The sequence below is a fragment of the Pseudoclavibacter sp. Z016 genome (assembly GCF_002931215.1).
GTDB lineage: Bacteria > Actinomycetota > Actinomycetes > Actinomycetales > Microbacteriaceae > Pseudoclavibacter.
Genome location: NZ_PSTU01000014.1, coordinates 36,504 through 62,138 on the forward strand (window position 1 = coordinate 36,504; position 25,635 = coordinate 62,138).

Genomic DNA, 25,635 nt, shown 5'->3' on the forward strand with positions numbered 1-25,635 from the left:
CGCTCAACCGGATCACACCGGGAGCCCACATGACCTCGATCTGGCACGACACCACCGCTCGCCCCAGCACGGACCCCTCCGACGGGTTGCCGAGCAGAAGCGACGTCATCGTCGCGGGTGCTGGCATCGCGGGACTGACCGCGGCGGTTCTCCTCAGTGAGGCCGGGCTGAAGGTCACCCTCGTCGAGGCGCGCACCATCGCAGCGCTCGCGACGGGGAACACCACCGCGAAGTTCTCGCTGCTGCAGGGATCGCAGCTCTCGAGCGTGCGACAGAAGCGCGGCCATGAGATCGCGGCGGCCTACGTCGAGGCGAACCGCCTCGGACTCGACTGGGCCGCAGCGTTCTGTGCGAAGGAGGGCGTGGGATGGCAGACGAGGCCGGCCGTGAACTTCGCCACGACGAGGGCCGGGGCGAGAAAGGTGGACGAGGAGCGTGCGGTCGCCGACGAGCTCGGGCTGCCCGTCGAGACCGGCGGACACCACGGGCTGCCCTTCACGGTCGAGAACTTCTTCGCGGTTCCCGGCAACGGGCAGCTCGACCCGTACGAGCTGTCGATCGCGCTCGTCGCCCGGGCTCGCCGGGCAGGCGCGAAGGTCGTGGAGGGTCTGACCGTCACCGCCGCGTCCCAGCACAAGGCGCACGTCGAGGTGCAGGCGACGAGGGCTCCGAACGCCGACCTCGTCTCGTTCTCCGCGTCGCACCTCATCCTCGCCACCGGCTTCCCCGCGCTCGACCGCGGCCTGCACTTCACGCGCCTCACCGCCCACCGCTCGCACCTCGTGTCGTTCAGATCGGAACGCGAGGTGCCGACGGGCATGTACCTGTCGATGGACTCGGGCGGCCACTCGTACCGACAGTTCCGTCGCGGCGGTGATGACTACCTGCTCGTCGGCGGGGCCGGACACCAGGTGGGGGCTTCCATCTCGTCACGAGCACTCGTCGACGCCCTCATCGCCCAGGCGCACGAGCGCTTCCCCGGCCTCAGCGAGACCCACCGGTGGGCCGCCCAGGACTACACGAACGTCGACGCGACGCCGCTGTCCGGCCCCATCGACCCGCGCGACGACCGCATCCTCGCTATGACCGGGTTCGCGAAGTGGGGCATGACCAACGGCGTCGCGGCCGCCCACGACCTCGCTGCCCGCATCCTCGGCGGGCGGGCCGAGTGGATGAAGACCCTCTTCGATCGTGCCCCCAGCGCGAAGGGCGCCCTGGGGCTCGCAGAGCGCGGCGCGCACACCGCGGCCAGGCTCACGAGCGAATGGGGCAAAGCGCTGAGCCACGCCGACGACGCGGCACCCGCGGAGGGCGAGGGACGCGTCGGTCGGGACGGAGTGCATCCGGTCGCGACGAGCACCCTCGGCGGGACGACGCGCACGGTCTCTGCCGTGTGCCCGCACCTGGGAGGCGTCGTCGTGTGGAACGACGAGTCCTGCTCGTGGGACTGCCCCCTGCATGCTTCACGCTTCGAGGCGGACGGGACGCGAATCGAGGGCCCGGCCACGACGGGCCTGGCCCGTGTTCCCTAGTCGACGGCGTCGGCCTTCTGGAACTGCCCCTTGAGCCCTTCGAGGTCCAGAGCGTCCGTGGCGACCTGCTTCTTGTCGTCGTAGACGTCCCGGTCGATCTCGTTGGTGGCGTTGGCGACGAGCATGGCGACGAACGTGTCGCCGTTGACGTTGAGGAACGTGCGGAAGATGCCCGCGAACCAGTCGACGGCGATGAGGAGGCCGACGGCCTCGAACGGGAGGCCGAGCGAGGTGGCCAGGAACATGGCGACGACGGGGAAGCCGCCCGGCACGGTGATGGTGCCCATGTTCAGGAGGATGGCGAGGGCCATGCCGAGCACGATCGTCCCGAAGTCGAGGGTGATCCCGCCCGACTGCGCGAGGAACATGACGACGATCATGTAGTTGAGCACCGCGCCGTATGACCCCATCGTGAGGCCGACGGAGAGCGTGAAGTTGGCGACGGGCTGGCTGACGCCGACCTTCTCGATCGCCGTCTTCAGCACCGTCGGGTAGGTGACGGCCGAGCTGGTCGTCGTGATGGCGATCATCGTCTGGTCGCTGAGCTTGGCGGGAAGCCGCGCGGGGTTGAGCCCCGTTCGCAGCCACACGACGACCACGAAGAGCACGAGCAGGATGAGCACCCCGATGAGGGTCGAGCCCAGGTACTTGAGTCCGCTCGTCACGACGGCGAACCCGACGGTGCCCGCGAGGTTCGCGAGGAGGCAGAAGACGCCGATCGGCGCGATGATCATGACGAAGCGGATCATCGTGAGGACGATCTGCTGGATCTGGTCGAAGAAGTCCAGCACGAGGCGGTTGCCGGTCTTGGCGATGAAGGCGTTGAGCGCGACGCCGAACAGCAGCGAGAAGATGATGATCGGCACCATCGTGGCCGTCGACATGGCCGCGAAGATGTTCGTGGAGACGAAGTTCACGACCGTCTCCTGCCAGCCCGTGGCCTCGGCCGCGGACTCCTGCAGCGCTGGGTCGACCGCGGCGGAGAAGTCGATGCCGGCTCCGGGCTGGAGCACGGCGCTGATGCACCAGGCGAGGATCGCGGCGACGACGGAGAAGCCGATCATCCACGTGAAGGTGCGGGCGGCCATCCGACCCATGCCCGAGCCGCTCATGGCCCCGGTCGCGACGATGACCGAGGTCATGACGAGCGGCACGATGGCCATCTGGATGAGCCGGATGAAGAGGTCGCCGACGAACTTGAGGTTCGCCGCCCACTCGCCCACGAGCAGACCGAACACGACGCCGAGGATGGCAGCAGACCCGATCTGGAGGGCGGGGTTCTTCAGAGTTCTCTTCACGGTGTCCTCCGGGCGACTGACGGTGCGCGGCGCAGAGCTGCGTCGGTGCGACCCAAGCTAGGGCCGCCAGAAGCCGCATCTCAGCGAATTGGTAGGACCGTTACACGCTGTTCACGTGGCGCCTCAGGCCGTAACACGCTCTTTACAGGAGCGGCCGCCTCCCGCCGCGAATGGGCCTCTAGTGCGTGCCACACTGAGGATGTGGTGACGGTCGCCACACCGCTCACGCGAGAACAGGTGGCCCCGTGACTGACACGACCGACCGAACCCTCGGTCCGCTTCCGCGCACGCGGGCTCTCATCGCGGACGACATCGTGCTCCACCTGGAACGCCTCATCGTCGGGGGCGACCTCGAGCCAGGAGCCCCCCTGCCCCCGGAGCGCACTCTGGCGCTCGAGCTCGGCGTCTCGCGCAACGCACTCAGGGAAGCCCTGACGCGACTCGAGGGCCTGGGCCTCCTCGAGCGCCGCCACGGGAGCGCCAATCGCGTCAGCCGCGCCATCCCCCTCACCGCCACGCTTGCCGGCAGGCTCCAGGCGGTGCAGGCGGACTACGACCATTCGGCGGAGTTCCGAGCCCTCGTGGAACCGCGCATCGCGCGGCTCGCGGCCGAGCGCATCGACCGGGAGCAGCTGACGACGCTCGGAGAGCTGCTCGCGCACTCGGCCGACGAGACCGATGCCGACCTCTCCGCCAGACTGGACATCGCCTTCCACACGGCCATCGCCCAGGCCACAGCGAACCCCCTGCTCGCGACGCTCGGCGAGCTCACGGCGTCCTGGACCGTCGAGGCACGCGTGCTCTCGCACCTCGAGGGGGAAGGACGCAGGGTCTCCCACGAGGGCCACTCGCGCATCTTCGCCGCCCTCTCCGCTCGCGACTCGGAAGCGGCCGAGTACGCCATGCGCATCCACCTCTCGGAGATCCGGGACGTGATCGAGCAGGCTCGGAGCGAGGATGCCCACAGCACACACCCGCAGCGGTAGGGGGCCTCGAGGACCGTGTTGGTCCAACCAATCTCAGGCCGTCGAAGAGCTGAGCCAGCCGAGGCGACGCTGCCCTGAACAGCAGAAAGGCCCCGGCTTCACTGCGATTGCAGGGAAGTCAGGGCCTTTCGAGTGGCGGTGACGGTGGGATGTGAACCCCTATCGCATCCCAATGGCGGGCGGCTCGGATGCCGACTTGCCAGCAAATTAGGCACATCTGCGCACAGCTATTCGCAGTGCGAAACACCTGCCAACAACTCAACCTTTGTCAGATTCTTGTCGGATGAGGCTTTCGGCACGCTGCCGGTCCAAGGCCTCCGCGACGTCGTTCAAGTCGTCCTCAAACAGGTCGGCATAGCGGTCGAGTGCCATTGCCGCGCTGGCGTGCCCCACGCATGCGCTGCACCGCCTTCACGTTCGCTCCTGCGCTGATCGCAAGTGATGCCGCCGCGTGGCGGAGATCGTGAGGTGTCACCCTTGGCATGATCAACGGCTCAGGCCTCTTCGCCTCCTTCGCTGCGGCAGCTGCCGTCTCGTCCTCGGCCCGGATGCGCTTGACCGCGCTGGTGAACCAGCCGGACACAGCGTTGCCAGGACGCAGGTAACCGCCCATACCGGCGGCCCAGAGGATCGCGTCGCCGGTCTTACCCTCGGTTGCCTGCCCTATGGCCTCATCGAGAAATGCTGGGTACGTTCGAGCCCCGGGAGCACCCCGTCGACAAGGGTGTCAGGCTCGTGGCCGCAGAGACTCGGCACGTCGGCGGTGAGGAGTTGCTCGAGAGTGACCGCCGGCCCAGCGATCGGCGTACTCGAGGCTGTCTCTGCCGGAGCGGGCGGCCAATCCACCACGGTTTCCGTCGTGCACCCGACGAATGCCACGGTCAGCGCGAGAAGGCCAGTGAGCACTCCTGCCCGGTGCGAGATTCGCTGCATCGTCACGTGGCGGCCTAACGTCGATTGGGAGCAAGCCGAGCCATCCTGAAGAGAGCATCCAGAACGACCTCATGCGGCTCAGCCTATTGGTGCAGCCCTCTGCGTTTGCGCTGACCAAGGAGCATCTGAAGCGCATCCCGGAGCTCACAAAGTGAGCCGAGTGTGCATTTGCTGAACTCGCCTGCACCCGGATGGGAGCATCGCCCTACGGACGGCCGAGTCACCTTGGAATGTCGGTGATACCTCCAACACTGCACGTATGTTCGAAGCACACGACCCAGGCGGCGAGATCAGCGTTGCCGAACTGGTTCCCTCCACCGAGGCCCTCGAGGCACTCACCCTGCGATGCGCCGAGGTGCGGTATCGCGGCATGCATGACCAAGAGCTGACCCGCGAGGTCACGTGGATGCCGCTCGTGACAGCACCTCGAGATGCTGCGTCATGGCTCCTGTGGTCGAGAGTCCCGCCGTGCTATCCGGACGAGAGCCCGATCTTGCCGGTCCGGGGGTTGGGTGAGATGCGCGTCGTCGTCGATGGTGTCGCTTACCGATCTCGGCGCTACAACTATCTGACTGCGCGATGGGATGAGCTCCCACAGGGCGGGTGGATGGCGTCGTGAAGGGAAGTGCGTCCGCAAGACCAACCGAGGGCTGCGGTTGCTCGGCGCTGTTTGTCTCCTGGCCCTCTCTCTGGTCGTCACGATCCTTGTGAGTGCCGTTCTCTCGACGGGACGAGTCAGGACTGGCGTCGACGCCGAGATCTGATGCATGCTGACGGTCCTCGTGATAACCGCGCGTGCGCGGGAGGCAGCTGGCTTCAGCGCCCTGTCATGGCGTGGTCTCCTGGTCGGCGGTCTCGGCAGCGATGGCGCGCCTCATGGTGACGGGGCTTGCGAAACCGCTGCGCAGTGCGACTTCGCTCAAGGGCAGACCAGGCATCTCGCGCTTCAACTCCAGTGCCTTCTGCACGCGTCGGGTACGAAGCATTCGGCCAGGAGTCGCCCCGGAACCGCGCAGTCGGCGTTCGAGGGCCCTGCGAGAGAGACCGGCTTCACGTGCGATTGCGTCGACGGAGAAGCTCGGGTCATGGAACCGGTTCTCGACGATCAGGTGAACGAGAGCGAATGTGTCTGTGTCTTCCTGGTTGGAAAAGTCTCTCGACTCGACGACCAAGGCAGTGGCTGCGGTCCTGAGGAGGGCGCGTAGAGAACTCGATGACTGCGGATTCGATGGTTGTGGTCTCTTCGCGGCAGCTTCCAGAAGGCCGAGCACGCTCTGCCGTACGATGCCGCCAGCGGAGTGGTGCCAGCTCAAGTGCGTGGAGTCCACTTCGCTCACGTCGAACGAGAAGAGCGTGACTTCGAACCCTCGATCCGCGTGCATGACGACGCGTTCGGTGCCGGGCGGCACGATCGCCAGCTGCTTCGCCTCAAGCTCGATGCTGCGGTCTCCGGAGGTGATCACTAGCGACCCACGCTCGAGGAAGACGGCCAACCCCCGCCCGTGGGACCAGGAACGCTCACGCTTCCAAATGAAGTCGACAGGCGAGCACCTCCAATGCGCGACAACGTACTGGTCGAAGCGGAGGATCGTCACCTCCGTTGTGACGGATCCGGTCGGAGCGAACAGGTCAACGCCCGCTCTGAGCACCGAGTCGATAGAAGGAGGCAGCGGTCCTTTGTGCCGGAAGGAGTGTGCCTGATAGCCCGGAAACGAGCCCCAACCTCGGTCTTCGTCGTACTTGACGTTCGCGTTCTGCTCCATTGACTCTCCTGGCACAATCGAATCCCGCGCACGGGGACAGCTCAACACCTGAGCATGCTCGCGCCCCCGCTTGGCGGGCAATGTTCGCGGGTGCTCAGCCGAAGAGTTGCACAGATATCGGCCGAGCGCGGACCTGGTTCCAAGCGCGTACGCGCCGAGTCGTCATCGACAGCGCCTAACACCCGTGATGGCTTGCGCTCATCCTCCCTGGTCAGGCGCATCATCGCGTCCAGTCCGCTTCTCACTCGCTGATTCACTCGTGCTGCGCTTCCTTCTCACCAGTTCTTCTCACGGCCTCTCCCAGTCGCGCTGCGCTTCCTTCTCGCCAGTTCTTCTCAAGAGCCCATTCGCATGTTCCTGGCTTCCTACGATTCATTGCGGACCTAAATTTCGACGTGCAGCGCCAAACGCTGGCACGGGCATCGATCTCCCCTCCCTCATCCCACGCGAGTGCGCCCGAAGCGGCGCTCGTTCTCGTCCTCGAAAGGACTCCGATGTCAGACCCCACCCAAGACCCGACACCACGCACCTCCCCGGCCATCGTCGGGCGGCGCACACTCGTCGCCGGAGCCGCCTGGTCAATCCCCGTGATGGCCGTGGCCACCGCCGTGCCGCTCGCAGCAGCCTCAACCTGCCCGACAGCCGTCTTTGACGCTGCGTTCGTGACGAACTCGGACACTGGGTCGGTGAAGGTGCTGAACGCGACGAGCCCCGACACAGCTGACACGTACACCGTGCGGATCACGTCAACGCTCGCCCCCGGAACGACGACCACGCAGAATGGCCAGTCCTACAACTTCAGTCAGAACGGCTCCGGCTGGAACGGCGACAATCCGGAAGACGGCAGCGGCGACTACACCTACTCCGGGTTCGGCCCGGCCGGCGCGATCGTGCTGAACCAGCGCAAGGAAGGCACCACCGCGCCCATCGGCCCGGGCACGGACAGCCAGACGTTGACCTTCGAGTTCTTCGACGCAGCCGGTGCGCCAATCTCCGCCACGAACGTCGCGATCGACGTCTTCGACATCACCTCAGTTGTAGGGCAGATCTGGCGCGCGTCTTACTGGGACGCAGTTGGTTTCAGCGTCACGCCTGCGTCGATCGTTTCGGAGCCGACGCTCGATCAGGGCGCAGGAACCGGTACGCTCGCCGACCCGTTCCGGAGAAGCGGCGGGCTCTTCCCCACCAACCCGATGGGGCAGGCGCAGTACCAGGACGAGTTCCGCTTCGACTCGTTCCCGAACGGCAGCACCATGGACTACACGTCGTACAACGGTTACCAGGGATGGCATTTCATCGCCGTCAGCTCGATCAGGTTCACCGCGCAGATCGCCTGCTAAGCCTTGGCTCCAGCGCTGAGCACCTCCCCCGGGTATCCCGTGCCGTAATGCAAGAGCCGCCCCGACGCATCGTCGGGGCGGCTCTTGGTACGTGTGGGGCTTCTGGCACGACATCTGAGAACAACTGTCCCCGCATCCCGCCAGGGCGGTGAGCAACGGTCAGGACTCGAGGCTGGTGCGCTGCGAAGCGAGCGCTCGCCGCAGGGTCACAGGCGAGGAGAATCCGCTTCGCAGCGCGACCTCTCGAGCAGGTAGTCCCGGCTGTTCTCGCATCAGGGCTTCGGCGTTCTGGACGCGTCGCTCGCGGAGGATCGCGGCGGCGCTCGCGCCACCTGCCTGGAGGCGGCGCTCGAGGACTCTGCGTGTGAGGCCAGCTTCGCGGGCGATGCCGTCGACGGAGAAGCCCGGGACTTGGAATCGGTTCTCGACGATGAGCCTGACCAGAGCGAGCGTGTCGGTGTCTCGCAGGTTGGCGACATGCGTGGATTCGACCAGCAGCGAGTGAGCTGCAGCGCGCAGCAACGACCGCAGTGAGGTCGCGGCTTGCGGGTCCGAAACCGGCGTTGTTTTCGCGACTGCATCCAGAAGCGCGAGCACGCCCTGGCGAACCACGCCTCCGTCGGAGTGGTACCACCGGGTCTGCAGCGGCGCGAGCTCTGCAGCTGTGAAGGAGAAGATGACGCCGGCGATCTTCTCGTCGGCGTGGAGGACGACGGGGCCGGCACCCGGTGGCACGATCGCGATCTGCGACGCCTCGAGCCGAAGCCTTCGCTGGTCGGAAGCCACCTCCAGCGACCCTTGCTCCAGGAACAGCACCAGAGCTCGCTCCTGGGCTGAGGCGCGCTCTCGCTTCCAGACAAGGTCGATCGCCGAGCTCTCGCCACGCACGACCAGGTACCGGTCGAAGCGCAGCAGCGAGGCCTCGATCGTCGCGGTGCCCGCGGGCGCACGCAGGTCCACGCCGGCCTTGAGCTCCTTGTCGACGCCAGGGGGCAGCGGGCCCCGGATTCTGAACTGCTGCGTCCGGTATCCAGGAAAGGGACTCCAGCCGGTGGCTTCGTTGTAGTGGGCACGAGCGACGCGCTCCATGGGTCCTCCAGATCGATTCGAACGATGTGTCCCAGCGGTGTCAGTGACACTGGTCCCGCATTCACGCGGGAGTGATGGCGACAGGACTCAGCCGCGACGCGCGGCTCGAGCTGACCTGAGTCTCGGCTGCGTCAGAGAGAGGGACTCCCGCGGGCCAGCGAAGGGGTCCGTCGACCCGCAGGAGTCCAGCACGGATGGGTGGTGCGCGGATCTCCCCCGAGATCCCCGCGCGGACGCGGCTCCCCAGAGCACACCACCGACCGGCGGTAGTCAGAATGCCGCACGAATTGTTGCTCTCATTTCACAAAGGCCCGATTGACGCAAAATGAGCGCAATTCGCCGCAAAAGGATCGCGCGAGATTTCTCGCACCCGCACCTCTCCAAACCCCCGTGCAATTCGAGCGGAGCCGTCGCGAATGCTCGCGTACCATTTCTTCCGCCGTTCTTTCTCTGAGCGCACGCGGAGCGCGTGAAGTAGATACCGTTCGGATTGACGCCTGATTCTCGGCGTGCAATTCATAGAGCCACCTCGCGTGCATCGTGATCGGTATCCGCAGGAAGTTCCCGTTGGAATGCCGGGGCTCAACAACGAAAGGAAACTCATGTCGGATTCTCTCGACAGCTCGAGCCAGGCCGACGCGCCAGGATCGATGAAGCGGCGCACGATCGTGGCCGGCGCTGCCTGGTCCATCCCCGTGATCGCCGTCGCGGCCGCAGCCCCGATGGCAGCGGCGTCCCCACCGTGCCCGCAGTTTGCGTCGGCGGCGAGCTGGACGGCAAGCACAACCGGTCAGTTGCGAGTGCACTCCGATCCGACCTACAACAACCGAGTTGGTGGGACATACCTCGCGCTGCCCGAGAACAACGCGAACTCGTTCCTGTCCGTGCAGGACAGGAACCTGCAGGGCGGCACCACGACCGTGCAGTGGTCGACGGTGTTCGTCCCGGTCAGCGGGACGGCCTACACCTTCACGTTCGTCACGAGCACGAACACCGCGCTGACCGACTCGCAGACCCTGAACCTGCGCATCAACAGCACAACCCAGTGGGCAGGCATCACGAAGCCGACCGCCGGCGGCCCGACGAACAACCTCAGCGGCCTGCAGACCCACTCATTCACCTGGACGGCCCCCAGCAACGCCGCCGTGACGTTCGCGATCGCTTTCCTCGTGCCAGGGGTGACCAACAACCCCAACCGTACGAACGACGACATCCGGATCGGACTCCCCCGTATCTCCGCGGCCGGCTGCCGCTCGTAGCCTCGCAACGGGCATCTCGGGAACCGAGAAAGGGGGCCAAGACTGCTGCAGTCTTGGCCCCCTCTCTGGTCTCACTGGTCCGGGATCTGCTCGAGCGCTCTGGCTGTTGACGCCAGGAGTTACGGCGTGGGGTACGTCGTGGTGTTCGTGTTGTTGATCGGGGTTGGGTTCCTGAATACCTGGACTGGGGTGCTGTTGACCGTCACGTAGCGGCGCGTGATCACGGTCTGACCGCTGTAGTACGGGCTTGGTGAGCGGAAGAAGAAGTCGACCGGGATGTTGGTCGTCGCCCCTGTCGCGGTCACGGTGCCGGTGTAGCTCGAGCGATAGACGCGGTAGGTGACGCCACCGACGACGGTCGTCGTGCCCGTGTTGGCGAGTGTCGACCACGCGGTGTTCGAGCCAGGGATCGGCGCGAAGGTCGGGGCTGGCCACCCGGTGGAGATGAGCACCTCGTAGTAGACGTTCGAGAGCACGTCTCCGGGCTGTGTTCCTGCCACCCGCAGATACTGCCCCGGGCTCTTCGCGTCGTACTGGAGCGCGCCGTTGGTCGACGACCCCTGCGTCGCTGGATACCAACCCACGCCGAAGCCGGACTGGATCTCGAACGTTCGCGGCGGCGATGCCGCGAATGCTGGAGCTGCGGTGGTCATCGCGATCACCGGCACCGTCCAGGCCGCCGTCTGCAAGACCCGACGACGCGTCGTGTCCCCGGCCGCGCCGTGGTTCTCAGAGGTGTTCTTTGTCAATGTGTGCTCTTTCTCTGTCGCTGAAACGAGGTCGCGAATAGACCACGGCGGTCCACTTGAACGAGACCGTGAGGGATTATTGGCAAACTGCCATCGGTCGGAGATCCCAGGTCATTACTGCATTGCATCTCGGCACGAACGCAAGTTCGCTACCACCAAGCGCGAGGTCTGCTTTTGATGAAACCGCAACCCCTCCTGCAAGCTATCCGACCAGTCATCGAGCTTCAATCTGGGAGAAGAATCAGCACTCAGATTGAGAAGCACTGACCACATGAGCGGTTCGCTTTCTGATAACGACCGACTTTCCGGTCGGTCTTTCTCAGCGAGTGGGAATGTGAGCGTCAGCGCTCAGATCCGAGCGATGCCAGACTCGCCTGCAGAGATGTCCGACTGGGCTTCGCTCTCGCTGTCCGAGAGCCCATCGAGGGCGCGACGCATGGCACGCACCGAGCCGAAACCGGCAGCCGCAGCGATGCGCTTCAGATCTTGGGTGTCGACGTCACCGAACTCCCCCGGTGCCTCCAACAGGTCTCGCGCGAGCCGAGTTCGAACCCGTCGAAGCTGAGAGGCCGGCGTCAGGTTTGTGTCTTCGTAAGCCCGATACAGACTCGCCGTGGAGACTCCGAGGTCGCGTGCGAGCCTGCCAGCGTCGAAGGTGACGTCGCTAGCGGAGGCTTCGATGCGCTGCGACGCCCGCCGCAGCAACGATGTCGTGACCCCAGGACTGCTGCGCCCTGTTCCCGAGGAGCCAGCTCGACGGCTTCGCGTGGCGCGAGCCGGGACATCATCCGCCAGCACGCCGGCGAAGAGATGATCCAACCCCGCTCGGACGCGATGGAACCCGGCTCCATCCACGGCCGTCAGAGAGTTCAACGCAGAGTGCGCCGCACTGGTGAAGATCTCCTTGTGGGCATTCGAGGACCCGAAGAGTCCCGACTTCGGCAGGGGTGCGTGCCCCTCAGCGTCGCGGAGGTCCGTCCACTTCGACACGAAGAGCAGACGAGCGGCTGGCTCGTGCGCGGTGATCCCCAGGGGCTCATTGAACGACTGCACGTGCATTTGACCTGGGCTGAGCTGCACCTGGGCTGCGTCCGACGTCACCGTCTGCGTCCCTTCGATACCCACCACAGCGTGGAACATGGAGTTCGGTGCGCTGCTGGTTGCAGTGAAGGAGAAGGCAGCCGGAGTGTGCCAGATCCTTCCGATCGCGAAGGTATCCGTCCGGATGAGGTCGGCGACCAACTGGAAGCGCGAACTCAGCGGCGCAACCTCCCACCCGAGGGACCCGATCCACTGGATTGCCGCGTCCCCGTCCAGGATGAGCTCCCGCGTGACGGTGCCTGTCGGGGGGACGAGACGGCTCGCATCGTGCACCTTTCACCTCCAGTGAGAAGTTCTGGCAAGCGTAAGTGTCGGAAAACGCATGTTTCGGGTCCGAATGCGAGCGCTGACACGGAATCCGTCACGTGCGGGTCTGTTTTGCGTCACATGTGCGTCCGATGTGGCGCAAAATGGCTGGTCGTGCATGACTCGACCAGTCCTTCTCAATTTTGTGACAGTTCTTCTCAAGCGCCACATACACAGTCCAACAATCCCCGAGATCGCTTGACGAGGTGGCGGCGACGCAGGTAATGGATCCGCCGCTCAGGGGACGCCCCTGGCACGTCCTGGCGACGATCCACGTCGTGCCGCGCAGTGGGCCGCCCTTGAAGAGCGTCACAGACCGAGCCACAGACTCACACCCCTGGAGCAGGCCCAATAAGGTGTCGCTATGTCTGACGCAAGGAAGCCGACGCCCCGATGGTCCGACCCGGTGTGGACGAAGGACATGAGCTATCGCTTCGTCAACGTTGGGGATGCGCCTGCGTTCGATGTCGTCATTCTGGGCGAAGCGCGCGTTGACCCGTTCTCGGGCTTCCCTCCGAGCCACGTCCCGAAGACACACATCGGCATGGTCCCGCCGGGTAAGTCCATAGATGTCACCGCGCAGGTGGCCGACAACACCTGGGGCGATCGACCAGCGGAAGCGAGCAAGGGATCTGTGGGCTGGCCGCCGATAGCACCCCTCCTGACACTCGCATGGAACACCGACCGTGGCTGGAAACCCGACCGAACTGAGGATGAGCCCCTACTTCCATACGGGCTGCCGGATGACCCGCGACAGTGCTACCGGCAAATGATCATGCCGATGAATCAAATGCCGGCGAAGCAATCGCGCGTCCGGCGAACGAGGGCATCAGCGCGACGGGACGCGGCGGAGGAGCAGTTCGTGCAGTTCGAACGAGTGCTCAACGTCTTTCTTTCGAGCGCGGACGCGTTGAGCCGTGCCCTCGAGGACTGGTCGGCCAACACCCCGCACGGTCGTGCACTCCTGGGCGACGACGCCGAGGCGCAGTCTCGAGCTCGGGCCAAGCTGCGCCAGGACCTTGACGGCCCGACGCTCGCGATGTTCACCTCGTTGGCAATGCTGCGCGATCATGCCAAGGCGCTGCGCGCGTACTGCGATGAGGATGCTCGAGCGGAGATCCAGAGCACCCATGACAAGGCGCGACGCGAGCATCCGTTCAGCCACCACGCCGAGACCGTTCGGAACTTTCTGGCCCACAAGGCGCTGTTGGATTGGGTTATCAGCTACGCGTACAGCACGCAGCAGCTCGAGATAGAGGTCGACTTGCAACCGATCCTCGACTGGGCGAGAACCCGCGACCGGAATCGCACGGAGGCTGCAAACGTGATGTTCGCGGAGTTCATCAAGGACTACGGCGATTCTGGCTGGGGTCCGAACGTCTCGTTCCAGGAGTGGATCGATCAGACTCTTGGCGGAAACAAGCACGCCATGCTGCTCACGTATCGACGCGCTTGGGAAGCGGTTGCACAGATGCCCTGAAGCTAGCCCCCGAGGCGCGCTCGCTCCGTGCGAGCGCGGTCAGCGTGTGCGCCGGCGGCGAGTTTCCTTGGCACCGCGAATACCGTGCTGCTTTCGCTCGCGCTTCGTGCGCCCGAGGTTCGCGTACGGCAATGCGAGGGCACTGTCGATCAGTGCAGCCCTCACGTCAGCGCGTAGCCCGGAGGTGAATGCGTCGAGCATGTCCAACTCCGCTGTTTGGGGGTCGGGTGTCGCAGCGTAGTGCGCCCAGAGCTGGTCCGGATCGAGGAGCTTGATCGGCCACCCTCCGCCGTGCGGTGTTCGCGCGCGGAGCCGGTGATCGTAGAACGGCATGGGACTCAGCGACGTACTGGGCCTTCTCCATGCCGGCCCACGGCAGGAAGAAGGTGAAGTGCTGGTCGATCTCTCGGATCGGGAAGCCGATCGTCTCCTTCGTCTTCGTGTCATGCGCGATCAGATCGGCGTAGTCGGTAACGATGACGAAGCGAGTACTGAAGCGCACGACGGCGGGTGTGGCCTTGAGATCCTCAATGAGAGTCAATGGGTCGTTGCCGGTTTTTTTGAAGTACACGATGCTCTTCTGCGCAACCTCCTGAGCCGAATCGACAGCCACGTTGAGCGACCCGTTGCGAAGCCTCGTGACGCTACTTTGCGACCTTCCGTAGGCGAGCAGCAGATCGAACATGAACTCACGATCGTAGCTTTCCCGGCCAGCCAACGGGGCGACTCGCTCCTCTCCTCATCTCTGAGGCACACCAGCTCTCGCGAGCAACCATCAACACCCACTGGGGCATGTCTTGATCTGCGGCACTGTACCGCCCCCTCGCGGCGACCTGACGTCACAACGAGGACTGGCGAGTGACTGCCAAGCCTGCGGCACATGCGCAGACTGCGCCGGCGCTCGACAGCCATCACGGCACTACTCTCGTCAAACCGACGAGGCACAACCAAAGCTCCTTGCGGCCCCTGCGCCTCCCAACCGAGCTCACATAGGTCTTGCCAGATTCTTGTCGGACGACCGTTCGCGACAAAGCGAAAGGCCCCGACTCCACTGCGATGCAGGGAAGTCAGGGCCTTTCAGATGGCGGTGACGGTGGGATTTGAACCCACGGTAGAGTCGCCCCTACACAACATTTCGAGTGTTGCACCTTCGGCCGCTCGGACACGTCACCGTGAGGAATCTTATACCGAGACCAGGGGTGCGCCGCAAATCGAGCCGCCCAGGCGTGTTCTCGAGAGGCCAGCCGGAGCGGACTCTTAGACGATCGGGATCTGGAACGTCTCGGTGAAGGGCGGCAGCGCCACCGTCGACACGTAGGAGACGTTGGCCCCTGACGGTCCGGTGACCCGGAAGTTCGCGACCAGTGTGGTGACGCCGGAGTCGACGGTGGCGGTGAAGCTGCCATCTCCGTTGTCCGTGAGGACACCGCCCGTGATGGCCGTGTTCACGATCGTGACGCCGGCATCCGGCGTGATGACCACCTTGGAGTTGTCGGGGAGTACGGAGTCGTTGCCGTCTCCGTCATCGCCCGTGAGCGTGAACCGGGCGACGTTCCCGCTCACGACGCTCGTCGACCCACCCGTGTACCAGGTGTTCGCGAGAGGAACGGGCGTCGAGGCCACGGCGATGGGCGCGGCGACCGTGATGGCCACGGCCGGGACGGACCAGGCTGCGCCGGCCAGAAGGGTACGACGGGAAGTGCTGTCAGCAGACACGAGGATCCTGTTCGAGAGGGGGAAGCACGCAGGGGGCTGGACGAGTCGGCAGATGGGGAATCGGCTCGGCCAGGTGGATAATCGCACGCGCGAGAGGGTTCGCGTTACCCCTTGCATTTCGACGTCACAAAACGTATGCGGCCTCGACCGATCTACCGACGCGTTTCGGTCTCGATCAGGCGCACAGCTCCCGCGTCGATGCGGAGATCAAGCGTGCAGGCGGCCCGGCCCGGGCCGCGGAGCTCCTCGCCGTCGGCGTAGACGAGCACGCCCTTCGGCACCAGCACGCGGATGCCCGTCAGGCGCTCGAAGGTGACGGCCGGGAGGCGCGTGTGCAGGCCGGCCATGGCGAGTGGGAAGAGCGTGAGCAGGCCGATCCTCGGGAGCCCGCCGACGACGAACAGGTCGAGGAGCCCGTCGTCGATGACCGCGTGCGGCGCGACTGCGATGCCGCCGCCGATCGACGAGCCGTTCAGCACCGTGAGCATCTCGGCGGTGACCGACTCGGCAGGGCCGCCATCGATCCGAACACCGAACTCGAGCGGCTCGAAGTGCCGCACGGACTCCAGCAGGGCGGCGACGTAGCGGGCCGTTCCCGGCAGACGCCGCAGCTCGTTGGCGCGCCGATTCACGACGGCGTCGAAGCCGACGTTGACCGAGTTGATGGCCACATGCTCGGCGCCGTCGAGCACCAGTCGCATCGCGTCGACGCTCCGGGTGCTCGCGGTGCCGGTGCGCAGCGCGGTGAGCATCCGCTCGATGCCGACTGCTGGCACGCCGCGTTCGATCCCGGCGGCTCGAGCGAAGTCATTGCCTGTGCCAGATGGCACGACCCCGAGAGGGACCTCGGTGCCCGCGACGAGGCCGGCCCCCATCGACACCATGCCGTCCCCGCCCTGCACGATGAGCGCATCGGGGCGACGCTCCCCACCGAGCTCGGCCGCGGCCTGGCGTCGCAGCTCCTCGAACGAGTCGGCCGCCACGAGCACGACCTCGAGATCCGGCGAGGAGGCGGCGCCAGCTCCCCCGGCGAGGCGCCTGCCGAGGTGCGCGGATGCGCCCAGCCCAGCCGCCGGGTTCACCACGTACAGGACTCTCTGCGCTCGCACGAGCCCATTCTGCACGCTCCCGGTCCCCGCGCGACCTCACCCCGCAGTTCAGCGCCCGAGAATCGCGCCGCCACGGGCCCGCTGACGCGCCAGTGTCGGTGGTGCCGCCTAGCCTTGGCACATGCCTCCCAAGACCAAGCAGCAACCAGCGTTCAAGTGCACCGAATGCGGCGCAGCGTCGCTGAAGTGGTTCGGGCAATGCCCCGAGTGCCAGGCCTGGGGCACCCTCGTCGACCGCTTTGAATCGCAGACCGCTGGCCGCATCCAGGCGGCCACGATCAGCGAGTCACGCGCCGCACGTCCGATCACCGAGGCGCCTATCGACAACGTCGCCCACCGCCCGACGGGCATCGGCGAGTTCGACCGCGTGCTCGGCGGTGGACTGGTGCCTGGCGCCGCCATCCTGCTGAGCGGAGAGCCCGGCGTTGGCAAGTCCACGATCCTCCTCGAGCTCGCGTCACGCGTCGCCGCGAAGGGCACGACCGTGCTGTACGCATCGGCAGAGGAGTCCGTGAACCAGGTGCGGATGCGCGCCCAGCGCACCAACGCGCTCCACGACACCCTGTACCTCGCGAGCGAGACCGACCTCTCGACCGTCCTCGGCCAGATCGAGCGCCTCGACCCTGGCCTCATCATCGTCGACTCCGTGCAGACCGTCGCGAGCGATACCGTCGACTCGCTCGCCGGCCAGCCCAGCCAGGTGCGCGAGGTCGCATCCGCCCTCATCCGAGTCGCGAAGACCAGGGGCGTGCCCGTCATCATCGTCGGCCACGTCACGAAAGACGGCACGATCGCGGGGCCCCGACTGCTCGAGCACCTGGTCGACGTCGTCGCCCACATCGAGGGCGACCGCCACACGGCGCTTCGCTTCGTGCGCACCATCAAGAACCGCTTCGGCCCCACGGACGAGGTCGGCTGCTTCGAGATGACCGGCGAGGGAATGACGGAGGTGCCAGACCCCTCAGGACTCTTCCTCAGCGAACGCCCCGAGCCGGTCAGCGGCACGTGCGTGACCGTCGCGCTCGAGGGGCGACGCGCCCTCCCCGTCGAGATCCAGGCGCTCGTGCAGAAGACCAACGCCCCGAACCCTCGCCGCGTCACCAACGGCGTCGACACGAGCCGCGTCGCCATGCTGCTCGCCGTGCTCGAACGACGCACCAAGCACAAGCTCTCCGAGTACGACGTCTACGTGTCGACCGTCGGCGGGGTCAAGCTGCAAGAACCCGCGGCCGACCTCGCCATCGCCATCGCCATCGCCTCCTCCATCCGCAACCGGCCCGTGCGCGACGGCACCGTCGTCTTCGGCGAGGTGAGCCTCGCCGGAGAGATCCGCCGTGTCGCATCCGCCAACCTCCGAGCAGCCGAGGCCAAGCGCATGGGCCTCGCCCACGTCGTCGACCCTTCCATCGGCAGCATCGACCGCGCCCTCACGGCCGCGCTCGGCAACTGACCGCAGACCTCTCACTCGGAACGCGAGCCACCCGAAGGCTCGAGGAGTCCAGAAACGCGAGTAGGCCCGGAGCGATGCTCCGGGCCTACTGCTCATCGACCGCTGGCCGAATCAGTGCTGCGTGCGCGTGCTACGCGTCGCTGCCCGCGCGTCGGCGGAGCAGGATCGCGGCGCCACCGGCGACGAGGAGCGCAAGCGCGCCCGCGATAGCCGCGAACATGGCGTTCTCGTCAGCTCCGGTCGTGGCGAGGGCACCGTCTCCGGCGTCCGCCGTCGGAACCGGCGCAGCCGTGGCGCTTGCCGTCGGCTCGACGGTCGCGGTCGGGGTGACGGAGACCGTCGGTCCCGGCGTCGCGGTCGGCGTCTCAGCGGCCGCCTGAACCGAGACCGGCACGGCGACGGATGCCGCAGACAGGTCCGCGAGGAACGTCAGCGTGCCATCCCCCACCGTCGAGTCGACGGGAACGGTGAAGCTCACATCGACGAGGTTCGCGTCAGCAGCGACGTCGACAGACCCGATGCCGATCTGCTCATCGCCGAGCCACACCGTGACCGAAGAGCTCTGGATGAATCCCACCGACTGCAGGTTGAACTTCGCGACCTTCAGCGAGTAGCTCTCACCTGCCTGGAACTTGTTGTCCGTGGGCAGGCCGACGACCTCGAAGCCGTTGCGCTGAACATCCGGGACGACACCAGTCGATCCCGCGGCAGTCTTCGCGCGAACCCAGTTGACGAACGCGTCGAGATCGATGAGGCCCGTGTCCTTGACGCTCTCGGCGTTGTTCAGCGAGTGGAAGTTGTCGCCACCCGCGGCGAGGAACGTCGGCATCGCCACGTTGTAGACCTGGCCGCTCGAGACGGGCTCACCGTTGATGGAGAGCGACACGATGCGCTCCATGCGAGGCCGCGAGCTGTCGAACGCGTACGTGAAGTTGTCGCTCAGCCCGAGCTGCAGGTAGTCGCGCGACGGCACCTCGCCGCCAGCGGTGAGCTGCCACTGCTCCTCGAGCACGTTCTTCAGCTCGGCGCCGGAGATGCTGACGACCGACAGGTTGTTCGCGAAGGGAAGAACCGTCGCGGCTTCCTTGTACGTGATCTGACCGTCGTTGTCCAGCAGGTCAGCACGGAGACCACCCGGGTTGATGATCGCCGCGTCGACGTCGAAGCGGCCCGTGTCACTGATCGACTCGAGCATCGACTGCGCGACGATGCCACCCAGCGACGACTCCTCCGCACGGTTGTCCTGTCCGCCCTCGGCGACCACACCGGTGGTGGAGCCGTCCTCGGCCATCTCGATGGAGTCGGGGACGAACGTCTTCGCCCTGGAGATGTCACCCTGCTGGGTGCCGATGACCTCAGCCCCAAGCACGTCGGCCGTCGCGATGGCTGCGTCGAGCTTCGCCTTGATGTCGATGATGCGCTTGTCGTTGACGTACTCGATGGGCGCCGGGTTCTTCGGCGGGGCAGCGTCGGGCTTCAGCGTCGCCGGGTCAATCGAGTCGTAGACGGGCACGATGGAGCTGTCCGAGGCGGTCACGTTGCCCGCGGCGTCGACCGTGAGCACGACCTGCGCGAGGTTCTCCGCGTACTGCCCGGCCTGCACGATGGGACGGGTCGATGCACCGTTCGGGGCGTCGTAGGCGTAGGTCTGGTGCGTGTGCGCATTGAAGATGGCGTCGACCTCGGGGGCCGTGTCCTCGGCGATGGAACGGAAGGTGCTGCTCTCCTGGTTCTCATCGAGAGGAGCGTCGGACTTCGGCGCGCCCTCGTGGTAGGAGGCGATGATGACGTCGGCCGACTTCGCCGCCGTGATCTCGGCAGCCACCTCGTTGACCGCCTCGACGGGGTCGCCGAAGGTGACGCCCGTGATGCCGTCGGGCGATACGAGTGCCGAGGTCTCCTCCGTCACGGCCCCGATGACGGCGACCCTGACGCCGTCGACGTCGAAGATAGCGTGCGTGTCGAAGGGGTGGCTGCCGTCCGCGAGCGTGACGTTCGCGGCGAGATCGGGGCCGTTGGTCGCCGAGGCGAGCCGCCCGGTGGCGTCGTCGATGCCCTTGTCGAACTCGTGGTTGCCCTGCGTCCACGCGTCCACGCCGATCGCGTTGAGCAGGTCGATCGTCGGCTGGTCCTGCTGGATCGAGGACTCGAAGAGGCTCGCGCCGACAGCATCGCCGTTGGAGATGACGAGGCTGCTGTCCTCGCCGAACTCCTTCTGCGCCTCGAAGACGGAGGCGGCGAACTTCTCGCCGTTGAGGATCCGACCGTGGAAGTCGTTGAAGCCGATGAGGTTGATCTGCTTCGCGCCGTCGGTGGGCGTGATGAAGCTCGGCGAGAGGACGGCTGCTTGAGCTGGTGCCGCGAAGGCAGACACAAGAGCTGCCGTGCCGAGAACGGCAGCGGCAGCGGTGGCGCGCTTGCGAGTGGGCGTCGTCATGAGTCTCCTGGCGATCGACGAACGGACGGAATCGTGCGGAACGTGAGGATGCTCTCAGCTCACACTGTCTTCAAGGTTAACGTTCAGGAGATTTTCGCGAAAGCCCCCGGGCACCCCGCGCGAGTCAGTCGAGAACGAACGTCGCCGGCTGCGACGCGATGCCGTTGACGCTCACGACGAGCTGGTAGTAGGCACCCCCGGCCACCGCATCCGCCCGGTCGGTCCCGCACGTGTCGAGCGAGGAACGCTCGCGCACCCAGGTGATGGGAGGGGCTGTCACCGACTGCCCGGCACCGATCGTGACGATCTCGTCAGCTGGGTCGGTCTGGCAGTGCGACGACACCCAGATCACGTCGGCGCCGCTCGAGATCGTGTAGACCTGCACGGCCGTGCCGACGTTCATGACACACGCTTCGCCGCCCGTGTTGGCGATCGAGAGCGACAGCTGAGGCTGCGCGTCGGGCGCGTAGCTCGTCGCGTCGAGCATCGCCGAGACGACAAGCTCAGGGGCTGCGCACTCGGCGGGCCCCGTCGGAGTCGGAGTCGGAGTGGGCGTCGGTGTCGCCTCGGCCGCCCCACCACCGTCGCTTGACGCCGTCGCGGCGGATGACGCCGTCGGCGCACCGGATGCGGAGGCTTCGCCGGGTTCGCCGGAACCCGCCCCGAAAAGGCTCGCGATTCCCCAGATGAGCGCCCCGATGACAAGCACGCAGACGATGAGGAGCGCCAGCCGCCGACGGCGGTAGACGGCCTTGCTTGGTCTGCGGGTCGAACTCACTCGCCAAGGGTACGGACCCGTCCTTGGGACTCCCGTGAGGCGCACCGTGCGACCACTGCGACGCGCCCGAAGAGCCCGTCGCGGCGGCGGAGACTGGCTCTCAGAGCACCTTCAGCATGCGCGTGTTGCCGAGCGTGTTGGGCTTGACGTGGGCGAGGTCGAGGAACTCCGCAACGCCCTCGTCCGGCGAGCGGCGCATCATCTCGTAGGTCTCCGCGTCCACGATCTGCTCGCCGACCGAGACGAAGCCGTGCCGCTCAAAGAACCCCGTCTCGAAGGTGAGGCAGAAGAGGCGCTCGAGGCCCAGCTGACGGGCGTCCGCCATCAGCCGATCGAGGATCACGTGCCCGACACCGGTGCCGCGAACCGAGTCCGCCGTCGCGATGGTGCGCACCTCGCCGAGGTCGCGCCAGAGCACATGCAAGGCGCCGCAGCCGACCAGCTGCCCACGCTCATCGACCGCCACCCGGAACTCCTGCACCGCCTCGTAGAGCGTAACGAGCTCCTTTCGCAGGAGCACGTTTCGGTCGACGAGCGGCTGGATGAGCTCGCTGATGCCCACGATGTCGTGCGTGGTGGCCCGTCTGATGGTGATCTCCTGCATCCGACCAGCGTACGCGCGGGCACGAGAGCAGGACGCTCAGGACGACAGCACGGGTAACATCACGGTCATGCGCCTTGGAGTTCTCGACGTCGGATCCAACACCGTCCACCTCATCGTGGTCGACGCCCACCCCGGCGCGAAACCCGTCCCAGAGACGTCCCAGAAGAGCGTGCTGCGCCTCATGCGCTACCTGCAGGCCGACCGCTCCATCTCCGACGAAGGTGTCGCGAAGATCATGGAAGCCATGCACCGCGCCGCCGATGCGGTGAAGAAGAGCAAGCTCGACCACTTCATGCCCCTCGCCACCAGCGCCATCCGCGAAGCCAAGAACGGGCCGGAGCTGCTGAAGCGCATCCACCGCGAGACCGGCATCGACCTGCAGGTCATGAGCGGCGAAGAGGAGGCGCGCACGACGTTCCTCGCGGTCCGCCGCTGGTTCGGCTGGGCCGCCGGGCGCATCATGCTCGTCGACATCGGCGGCGGCTCCCTCGAGCTGGCGGTCGGCGACGACGAGCTCTCCGAGCACGCCATCTCGGTGCCGCTCGGAGCGGGCCGCAGCACCGTCAACTTCCTGCACAACGACCCGCCGACCGACGATCAGGTCGAGGAGCTGCGCAAGTACGCGCGAAAGCTCATCAAGGAAGCAGCGGAGACCTTCGAGGGCGGGGCGCGACCCGACCAGTTCGTGGGCTCGTCCAAGACCATCCGCTCCCTCGCCCGCCTCGCCGGCTCGTCCATCGACGGCATCGGCGCGGGCCAGCGGACCACCCTGCAGAAGTGGCAGCTCGACGACTGGGTGCCCCGCCTCGCGAAGCTGCACTCCGAGGCGCGCCCCGCGCTCCCTGGCATCACCACCGACCGGGCCCTGCAGATCGTCGCCGGCGGCGTCGTCCTCTCCGAGGTCATGCACGTCTTCGACATCAAGCAGCTCGACGTGTCCCCGTGGGCCATGCGCGAGGGTGTGCTCCTCGACTACCTGGACCGCCTCCCGCACTGAGCGCCCGGCGTCACCGCCGCTGTCGCGGGACGTGCTTCGGGATCTGCCACCCCATGAGGGCCGCCCCCACGAACCCCAGCACCCCGAGCATCCCGGACGTGAACGAGATCGACACGACCGCCGTCGCCACCGCCACGATGACGGGCACGGATGCTGCCGACGAGTCGGTGATGAGCCTCCAGGCCCCGAGGAACGGGGCCGGATCCTGGCGCGGCGCGAGGTCGGCGCCGAGCGTCATGAGGATGCCGGAGCCGATGCCGTTCGCGAAGCCCAGCCAGATCGCGAGCACCGTGAACCACTGCTGAGCGGCGTCCCCGACGAGGTCGTGGGTGAAGGCGAGTGTCAGGAAGCCCGCGCCGAGGCCGAGCAGCGCCGGCACGGCGCCCCACACTCGACCGAAGCGGTCCATGACCCAGCCGGACACGAAGAAGAGCGCGAAGTCGACGCCGGCGCTCACGCCGATGACAAGCACCGCCGAAGCGGTGTCCATGCCGATCGACAGCGCCCACAGCGGCAGCATCACGTTGCGCGCCGCCCGCAGCGCTGCCATGATGCCCGCACCGGTCCCGAGCCGGACCAGCACGCCGGCGTTGGCGCGGATCGTCGCGAACACGCCGAGGCGTTCGGGCACGCCAGCCCCCGCACCCCCATCCCCCGCTGAGACCGGCACCTTCGCGGAATGCGACGGGCGTGCGACCGTCTCGGGGTCCGGCGCGAACAGCAGGATGAGCGCGGCCACCGCGCCGCACACGACGAAGACCCAGAACCCGTACTGGGGAGCATCGAACAGAACGAGGATTCCCGCGATGATGAACGGCCCGACGAAGAAGCCGGCGCGGAACACCCCGCCGAGCGTCGAGAGCACTCGCGCCCGGTAGCGCAACGGCACGTAGGTCGTGAGGAACGCGTGCCTCGCGAGGTTGAAGTTGGCGGCGGAGATGCCGATGATGACGACCCCGACGAGCAACATCCACGGCGCGACTGCGAACGCGCAGAGCAGGATGCCGACGAGGCTCACCCCGAGGGCCGCGAGCATGGCCCGCTTCTCCCCCAGGCGCTGCACGACGGCACCGGCGGGAAGATCGCCGATCATCTGGCCGATCATGAGCGACCCGGCGATGAACCCGGCCAGCTCGATGCCGGCTCCCAGCGAGACCGCCACGGTCGGGATGATCGGGATGATCGCTCCCTCGCCGATCGCGAACACGAACGACGGCAGGAGCGCCAGCAGAGTCACCTGCGCGAGCGTGGCTTCCTTCTTCGGCTTGCCGTGTGACGAGGGTGACGGGGATGCAGGCACGCGTTCCAGCGTAAGCCCGTCCGGTCGTGCGCCGGACAGGGGCCGCCGGCGCTGCACGCTCGCTGCGCGCTTTTGCAGTGTCATTGACGACACTGTGTGACGCACACTATGGTGTGAGTCATGGGCACTGAAGAGACGCACGACATCCACCTGCAGGAGCTCCGCAGGGGCACCGTCGTGCTCGCATGCCTTCGCCTCCTCGCCGAGCCGGGCTACGGCTACGGACTCCTCGAGGCACTGCAATCCCGAGGCTTCGACACCGACGCCAACACCCTCTACCCGCTCCTTCGCCGCCTGGAGAAGCAGGGTCACCTCACGAGCGAGTGGAACACCGACGAGGCGCGACCTCGCAAGTTCTACCGCGCCAGCCCATCCGGTGCCGCACTCGCCGCCGCGATGACCACCGACTTCCGCTCCCTCGCCCAGGCGATCGAGCACCTCCCAGAAGGGGCCTGACATGACGACCATCACCGACACCCTGACCGAGCGCTACGTGAGCGCCGCCATGCGCACGGTGCCAGACGACCAGCGCGCCGACCTCGAAGCAGAGCTGCGCGCCTCCATCCGCGACCTCGTCGATGCGCGAGTCGAATCCGGCGAGGCGGGCGATGCCGCCGAGGTGGCCGTGCTCACCGAGCTCGGCGACCCTGAGCTGCTCGCCGCCAGCTACACCGACCGCCGACTGTTCCTCGTGGGGCCCCGCTACTACCTCATGTGGTGGCGGCTCCTGAAGACCCTGCTGTGGATCGTGCCGGTGTGTGCGGCCTTCGGTGTCGCGATCGCGCAGACGCTCATCGGCAGCACCATCGGCGAGATCATCGGCGAGGTCGCGGCAGTCACCTTCAGCGTCATCATCCACGTCACGTTCTGGACGACCCTGGTGTTCGTGCTGCTCGAGCGCTCCGGCGGCCAGTCCAAGCCGGAGCAGTGGAGCGTCGCCGACCTGCCGGAGATCCGCCAGACCGGGGCCGGCAGATCCGAGCTCATCGCCTCGCTCGTGTTCCTCGCACTCGGGACCGGCGCCGTCGTCTGGGACCGCTTCATCGGCTTCGTGCCGACGCAGCCGGGCCTGTCGTTCTTCGGCCACGACCTCTGGCCGTGGTGGACCCTCGCGCTTCTGGTGCTCTTCGTACTCGAAGCGGCCTACAGCGTGGCGCTCTACCGGACTGGCCGCGTCACGCTGCCCCTCGCCTGGGCCAACGCGGTGCTCGCGGTCCTGTTCATGTCGCTGCTCCTGACCACCCTGGGTCGCGGCCTGCTGCTCAACCCGGACTTCTTCGCCACCGTCATCCCAAGCGCCGACAGCGCGGCGACGGTGACCACCATCGTGACCGTGATGATCGCCTTCGGAGTCCTCGCCACCAGCGTCTGGGACATCTGGGACGGTTTCCGCAAGGCAACCCGGTAG

The 25,635-nt window shown here is 66.6% G+C and carries 21 protein-coding genes and 1 tRNA gene; 9 read left to right on the top strand and 13 right to left on the bottom strand.

Annotated elements, in window-relative coordinates:
• The first annotated feature begins 29 nt into the window (after positions 1-29).
• Positions 30-1,532: an FAD-dependent oxidoreductase gene (locus C5B99_RS13330; RefSeq protein WP_104242874.1), complete on the top strand. Its 1,503-nt coding sequence runs from the start codon at positions 30-32 to the stop codon at positions 1,530-1,532.
• On the opposite strand, the gene C5B99_RS13335 is transcribed toward C5B99_RS13330, so the two are convergent.
• Positions 1,529-2,830, bottom strand: coding sequence for a dicarboxylate/amino acid:cation symporter (locus C5B99_RS13335; RefSeq protein WP_104242876.1), 1,302 nt, complete (start codon positions 2,828-2,830; stop codon positions 1,529-1,531). The two genes, C5B99_RS13330 and C5B99_RS13335, sit on opposite strands and share 4 nt — an antisense overlap.
• 245 nt (positions 2,831-3,075) lie before the next feature.
• Here C5B99_RS13335 and C5B99_RS13340 point away from each other — a divergent pair, with 245 nt between their 5' ends.
• Positions 3,076-3,816: a FadR/GntR family transcriptional regulator gene (locus tag C5B99_RS13340; RefSeq protein WP_104242878.1), complete on the top strand. Its 741-nt coding sequence runs from the start codon at positions 3,076-3,078 to the stop codon at positions 3,814-3,816.
• A 1,760-nt stretch (positions 3,817-5,576) separates the two neighbouring features.
• Here C5B99_RS13340 and C5B99_RS13360 read toward each other — a convergent pair.
• Positions 5,577-6,512 carry a helix-turn-helix domain-containing protein gene (locus tag C5B99_RS13360; protein WP_104242884.1) on the bottom strand — a complete coding sequence of 312 codons (936 nt, stop codon included), beginning with the start codon at positions 6,510-6,512 and terminating at the stop codon, positions 5,577-5,579.
• A 494-nt stretch (positions 6,513-7,006) separates the two neighbouring features.
• On the opposite strand from C5B99_RS13360, the gene C5B99_RS13365 reads away from it, so the two are divergent.
• The gene (locus tag C5B99_RS13365; protein ID WP_104342800.1) at positions 7,007-7,852 is read left to right on the top strand and encodes a hypothetical protein; all 846 of its coding nucleotides are present in this window, start codon (positions 7,007-7,009) and stop codon (positions 7,850-7,852) included.
• A 159-nt stretch (positions 7,853-8,011) separates the two neighbouring features.
• Here C5B99_RS13365 and C5B99_RS13370 read toward each other — a convergent pair whose 3' ends face one another.
• Entirely contained in the window at positions 8,012-8,941 is a 930-nt protein-coding gene (locus C5B99_RS13370) for a helix-turn-helix domain-containing protein (protein WP_104242888.1), read from the bottom strand.
• A 602-nt stretch (positions 8,942-9,543) separates the two neighbouring features.
• Between C5B99_RS13370 and C5B99_RS13375 the strand changes: the two genes are divergently transcribed.
• Complete coding sequence (locus C5B99_RS13375; protein WP_104242890.1) at positions 9,544-10,200, top strand: hypothetical protein; 657 nt, start codon at positions 9,544-9,546, stop codon at positions 10,198-10,200.
• A gap of 119 nt (positions 10,201-10,319) precedes the next feature.
• On the opposite strand, the gene C5B99_RS13380 is transcribed toward C5B99_RS13375, so the two are convergent.
• Together C5B99_RS13380 and C5B99_RS13385 are read right to left on the bottom strand one after the other, a co-directional pair.
• Complete coding sequence (locus tag C5B99_RS13380; protein WP_104242892.1) at positions 10,320-10,949, bottom strand: hypothetical protein; 630 nt, start codon at positions 10,947-10,949, stop codon at positions 10,320-10,322.
• Between the two features lie 348 nt (positions 10,950-11,297).
• On the bottom strand, positions 11,298-12,323 hold the full coding sequence (locus C5B99_RS13385) for a helix-turn-helix domain-containing protein (RefSeq protein WP_104242894.1): 1,026 nt from the start codon (positions 12,321-12,323) through the stop codon (positions 11,298-11,300).
• 397 nt (positions 12,324-12,720) lie between these two features.
• Between C5B99_RS13385 and C5B99_RS13390 the strand changes: the two genes are divergently transcribed.
• Positions 12,721-13,836 carry a hypothetical protein gene (locus tag C5B99_RS13390; RefSeq protein ID WP_146081186.1) on the top strand — a complete coding sequence of 372 codons (1,116 nt, stop codon included), beginning with the start codon at positions 12,721-12,723 and terminating at the stop codon, positions 13,834-13,836.
• Positions 13,837-14,002: 166 nt separating this feature from the next.
• On the opposite strand, the gene C5B99_RS13395 is transcribed toward C5B99_RS13390, so the two are convergent.
• From C5B99_RS13395 to C5B99_RS13410, 4 genes are all read right to left on the bottom strand, one after another.
• Complete coding sequence (locus tag C5B99_RS13395) at positions 14,003-14,554, bottom strand: type IIL restriction-modification enzyme MmeI (protein ID WP_308471593.1); 552 nt, start codon at positions 14,552-14,554, stop codon at positions 14,003-14,005.
• A 364-nt stretch (positions 14,555-14,918) separates the two neighbouring features.
• A tRNA-Ser gene (locus C5B99_RS13400) sits at positions 14,919-15,008 on the bottom strand.
• Positions 15,009-15,093: 85 nt separating this feature from the next.
• On the bottom strand, positions 15,094-15,552 hold the full coding sequence (locus C5B99_RS13405; protein WP_104342802.1) for a hypothetical protein: 459 nt from the start codon (positions 15,550-15,552) through the stop codon (positions 15,094-15,096).
• Positions 15,553-15,704: 152 nt separating this feature from the next.
• Positions 15,705-16,661: a diacylglycerol kinase family protein gene (locus C5B99_RS13410; protein WP_181065022.1), complete on the bottom strand. Its 957-nt coding sequence runs from the start codon at positions 16,659-16,661 to the stop codon at positions 15,705-15,707.
• A gap of 121 nt (positions 16,662-16,782) precedes the next feature.
• Between C5B99_RS13410 and radA the strand changes: the two genes are divergently transcribed.
• On the top strand, positions 16,783-18,111 hold the full coding sequence (gene radA, locus C5B99_RS13415) for a DNA repair protein RadA (protein WP_104242905.1): 1,329 nt from the start codon (positions 16,783-16,785) through the stop codon (positions 18,109-18,111).
• 130 nt (positions 18,112-18,241) lie between these two features.
• Here radA and C5B99_RS13420 read toward each other — a convergent pair whose 3' ends face one another.
• From C5B99_RS13420 to C5B99_RS13430, 3 genes are all read right to left on the bottom strand, one after another.
• The gene (locus C5B99_RS13420; protein WP_104242907.1) at positions 18,242-20,548 is read right to left on the bottom strand and encodes a 5'-nucleotidase C-terminal domain-containing protein; all 2,307 of its coding nucleotides are present in this window, start codon (positions 20,546-20,548) and stop codon (positions 18,242-18,244) included.
• Between the two features lie 124 nt (positions 20,549-20,672).
• Positions 20,673-21,326: a hypothetical protein gene (locus tag C5B99_RS13425; RefSeq protein ID WP_104242909.1), complete on the bottom strand. Its 654-nt coding sequence runs from the start codon at positions 21,324-21,326 to the stop codon at positions 20,673-20,675.
• 100 nt (positions 21,327-21,426) lie between these two features.
• Positions 21,427-21,930, bottom strand: a complete 504-nt coding sequence (locus C5B99_RS13430; protein WP_104242911.1) for an amino-acid N-acetyltransferase — start codon at positions 21,928-21,930, stop codon at positions 21,427-21,429.
• Positions 21,931-21,997: 67 nt separating this feature from the next.
• Here C5B99_RS13430 and C5B99_RS13435 point away from each other — a divergent pair, with 67 nt between their 5' ends.
• Positions 21,998-22,927 (top strand): Ppx/GppA phosphatase family protein, encoded by a 930-nt coding sequence (locus C5B99_RS13435; protein WP_104242939.1) that lies wholly within the window; start codon positions 21,998-22,000, stop codon positions 22,925-22,927.
• A gap of 10 nt (positions 22,928-22,937) precedes the next feature.
• On the opposite strand, the gene C5B99_RS13440 is transcribed toward C5B99_RS13435, so the two are convergent.
• A complete protein-coding gene (locus C5B99_RS13440; RefSeq protein ID WP_258063348.1) occupies positions 22,938-24,227 on the bottom strand; it encodes an MFS transporter in 1,290 nt (429 codons plus the stop codon).
• 120 nt (positions 24,228-24,347) lie between these two features.
• Between C5B99_RS13440 and C5B99_RS13445 the strand changes: the two genes are divergently transcribed.
• Together C5B99_RS13445 and C5B99_RS13450 are read left to right on the top strand one after the other, a co-directional pair.
• Entirely contained in the window at positions 24,348-24,683 is a 336-nt protein-coding gene (locus C5B99_RS13445) for a PadR family transcriptional regulator (RefSeq protein WP_104242915.1), read from the top strand.
• Position 24,684: 1 nt separating this feature from the next.
• A complete protein-coding gene (locus tag C5B99_RS13450) occupies positions 24,685-25,635 on the top strand; it encodes a permease prefix domain 1-containing protein (RefSeq protein ID WP_104242917.1) in 951 nt (316 codons plus the stop codon).

Bases quoted from the DNA above. Each gene is read 5' to 3' on its own strand.
- C5B99_RS13420 (WP_104242907.1), bottom strand. From the start codon at position 20,548: ATGACGACGCCCACTCGCAAGCGCGCCACCGCTGCCGCTGCCGTTCTC.
- C5B99_RS13435 (WP_104242939.1), top strand. From the start codon at position 21,998: ATGCGCCTTGGAGTTCTCGACGTCGGATCCAACACCGTCCACCTCATC.
- C5B99_RS13370 (WP_104242888.1), bottom strand. From the start codon at position 8,941: ATGGAGCGCGTCGCTCGTGCCCACTACAACGAAGCCACCGGCTGGAGT.
- C5B99_RS13375 (WP_104242890.1), top strand. From the start codon at position 9,544: ATGTCGGATTCTCTCGACAGCTCGAGCCAGGCCGACGCGCCAGGATCG.
- C5B99_RS13430 (WP_104242911.1), bottom strand. From the start codon at position 21,930: ATGCAGGAGATCACCATCAGACGGGCCACCACGCACGACATCGTGGGC.
- C5B99_RS13450 (WP_104242917.1), top strand. From the start codon at position 24,685: ATGACGACCATCACCGACACCCTGACCGAGCGCTACGTGAGCGCCGCC.
- C5B99_RS13390 (WP_146081186.1), top strand. From the start codon at position 12,721: ATGTCTGACGCAAGGAAGCCGACGCCCCGATGGTCCGACCCGGTGTGG.
- C5B99_RS13445 (WP_104242915.1), top strand. From the start codon at position 24,348: ATGGGCACTGAAGAGACGCACGACATCCACCTGCAGGAGCTCCGCAGG.
- C5B99_RS13330 (WP_104242874.1), top strand. From the start codon at position 30: ATGACCTCGATCTGGCACGACACCACCGCTCGCCCCAGCACGGACCCC.
- radA (WP_104242905.1), top strand. From the start codon at position 16,783: ATGCCTCCCAAGACCAAGCAGCAACCAGCGTTCAAGTGCACCGAATGC.
- C5B99_RS13365 (WP_104342800.1), top strand. From the start codon at position 7,007: ATGTCAGACCCCACCCAAGACCCGACACCACGCACCTCCCCGGCCATC.
- C5B99_RS13360 (WP_104242884.1), bottom strand. From the start codon at position 6,512: ATGGAGCAGAACGCGAACGTCAAGTACGACGAAGACCGAGGTTGGGGC.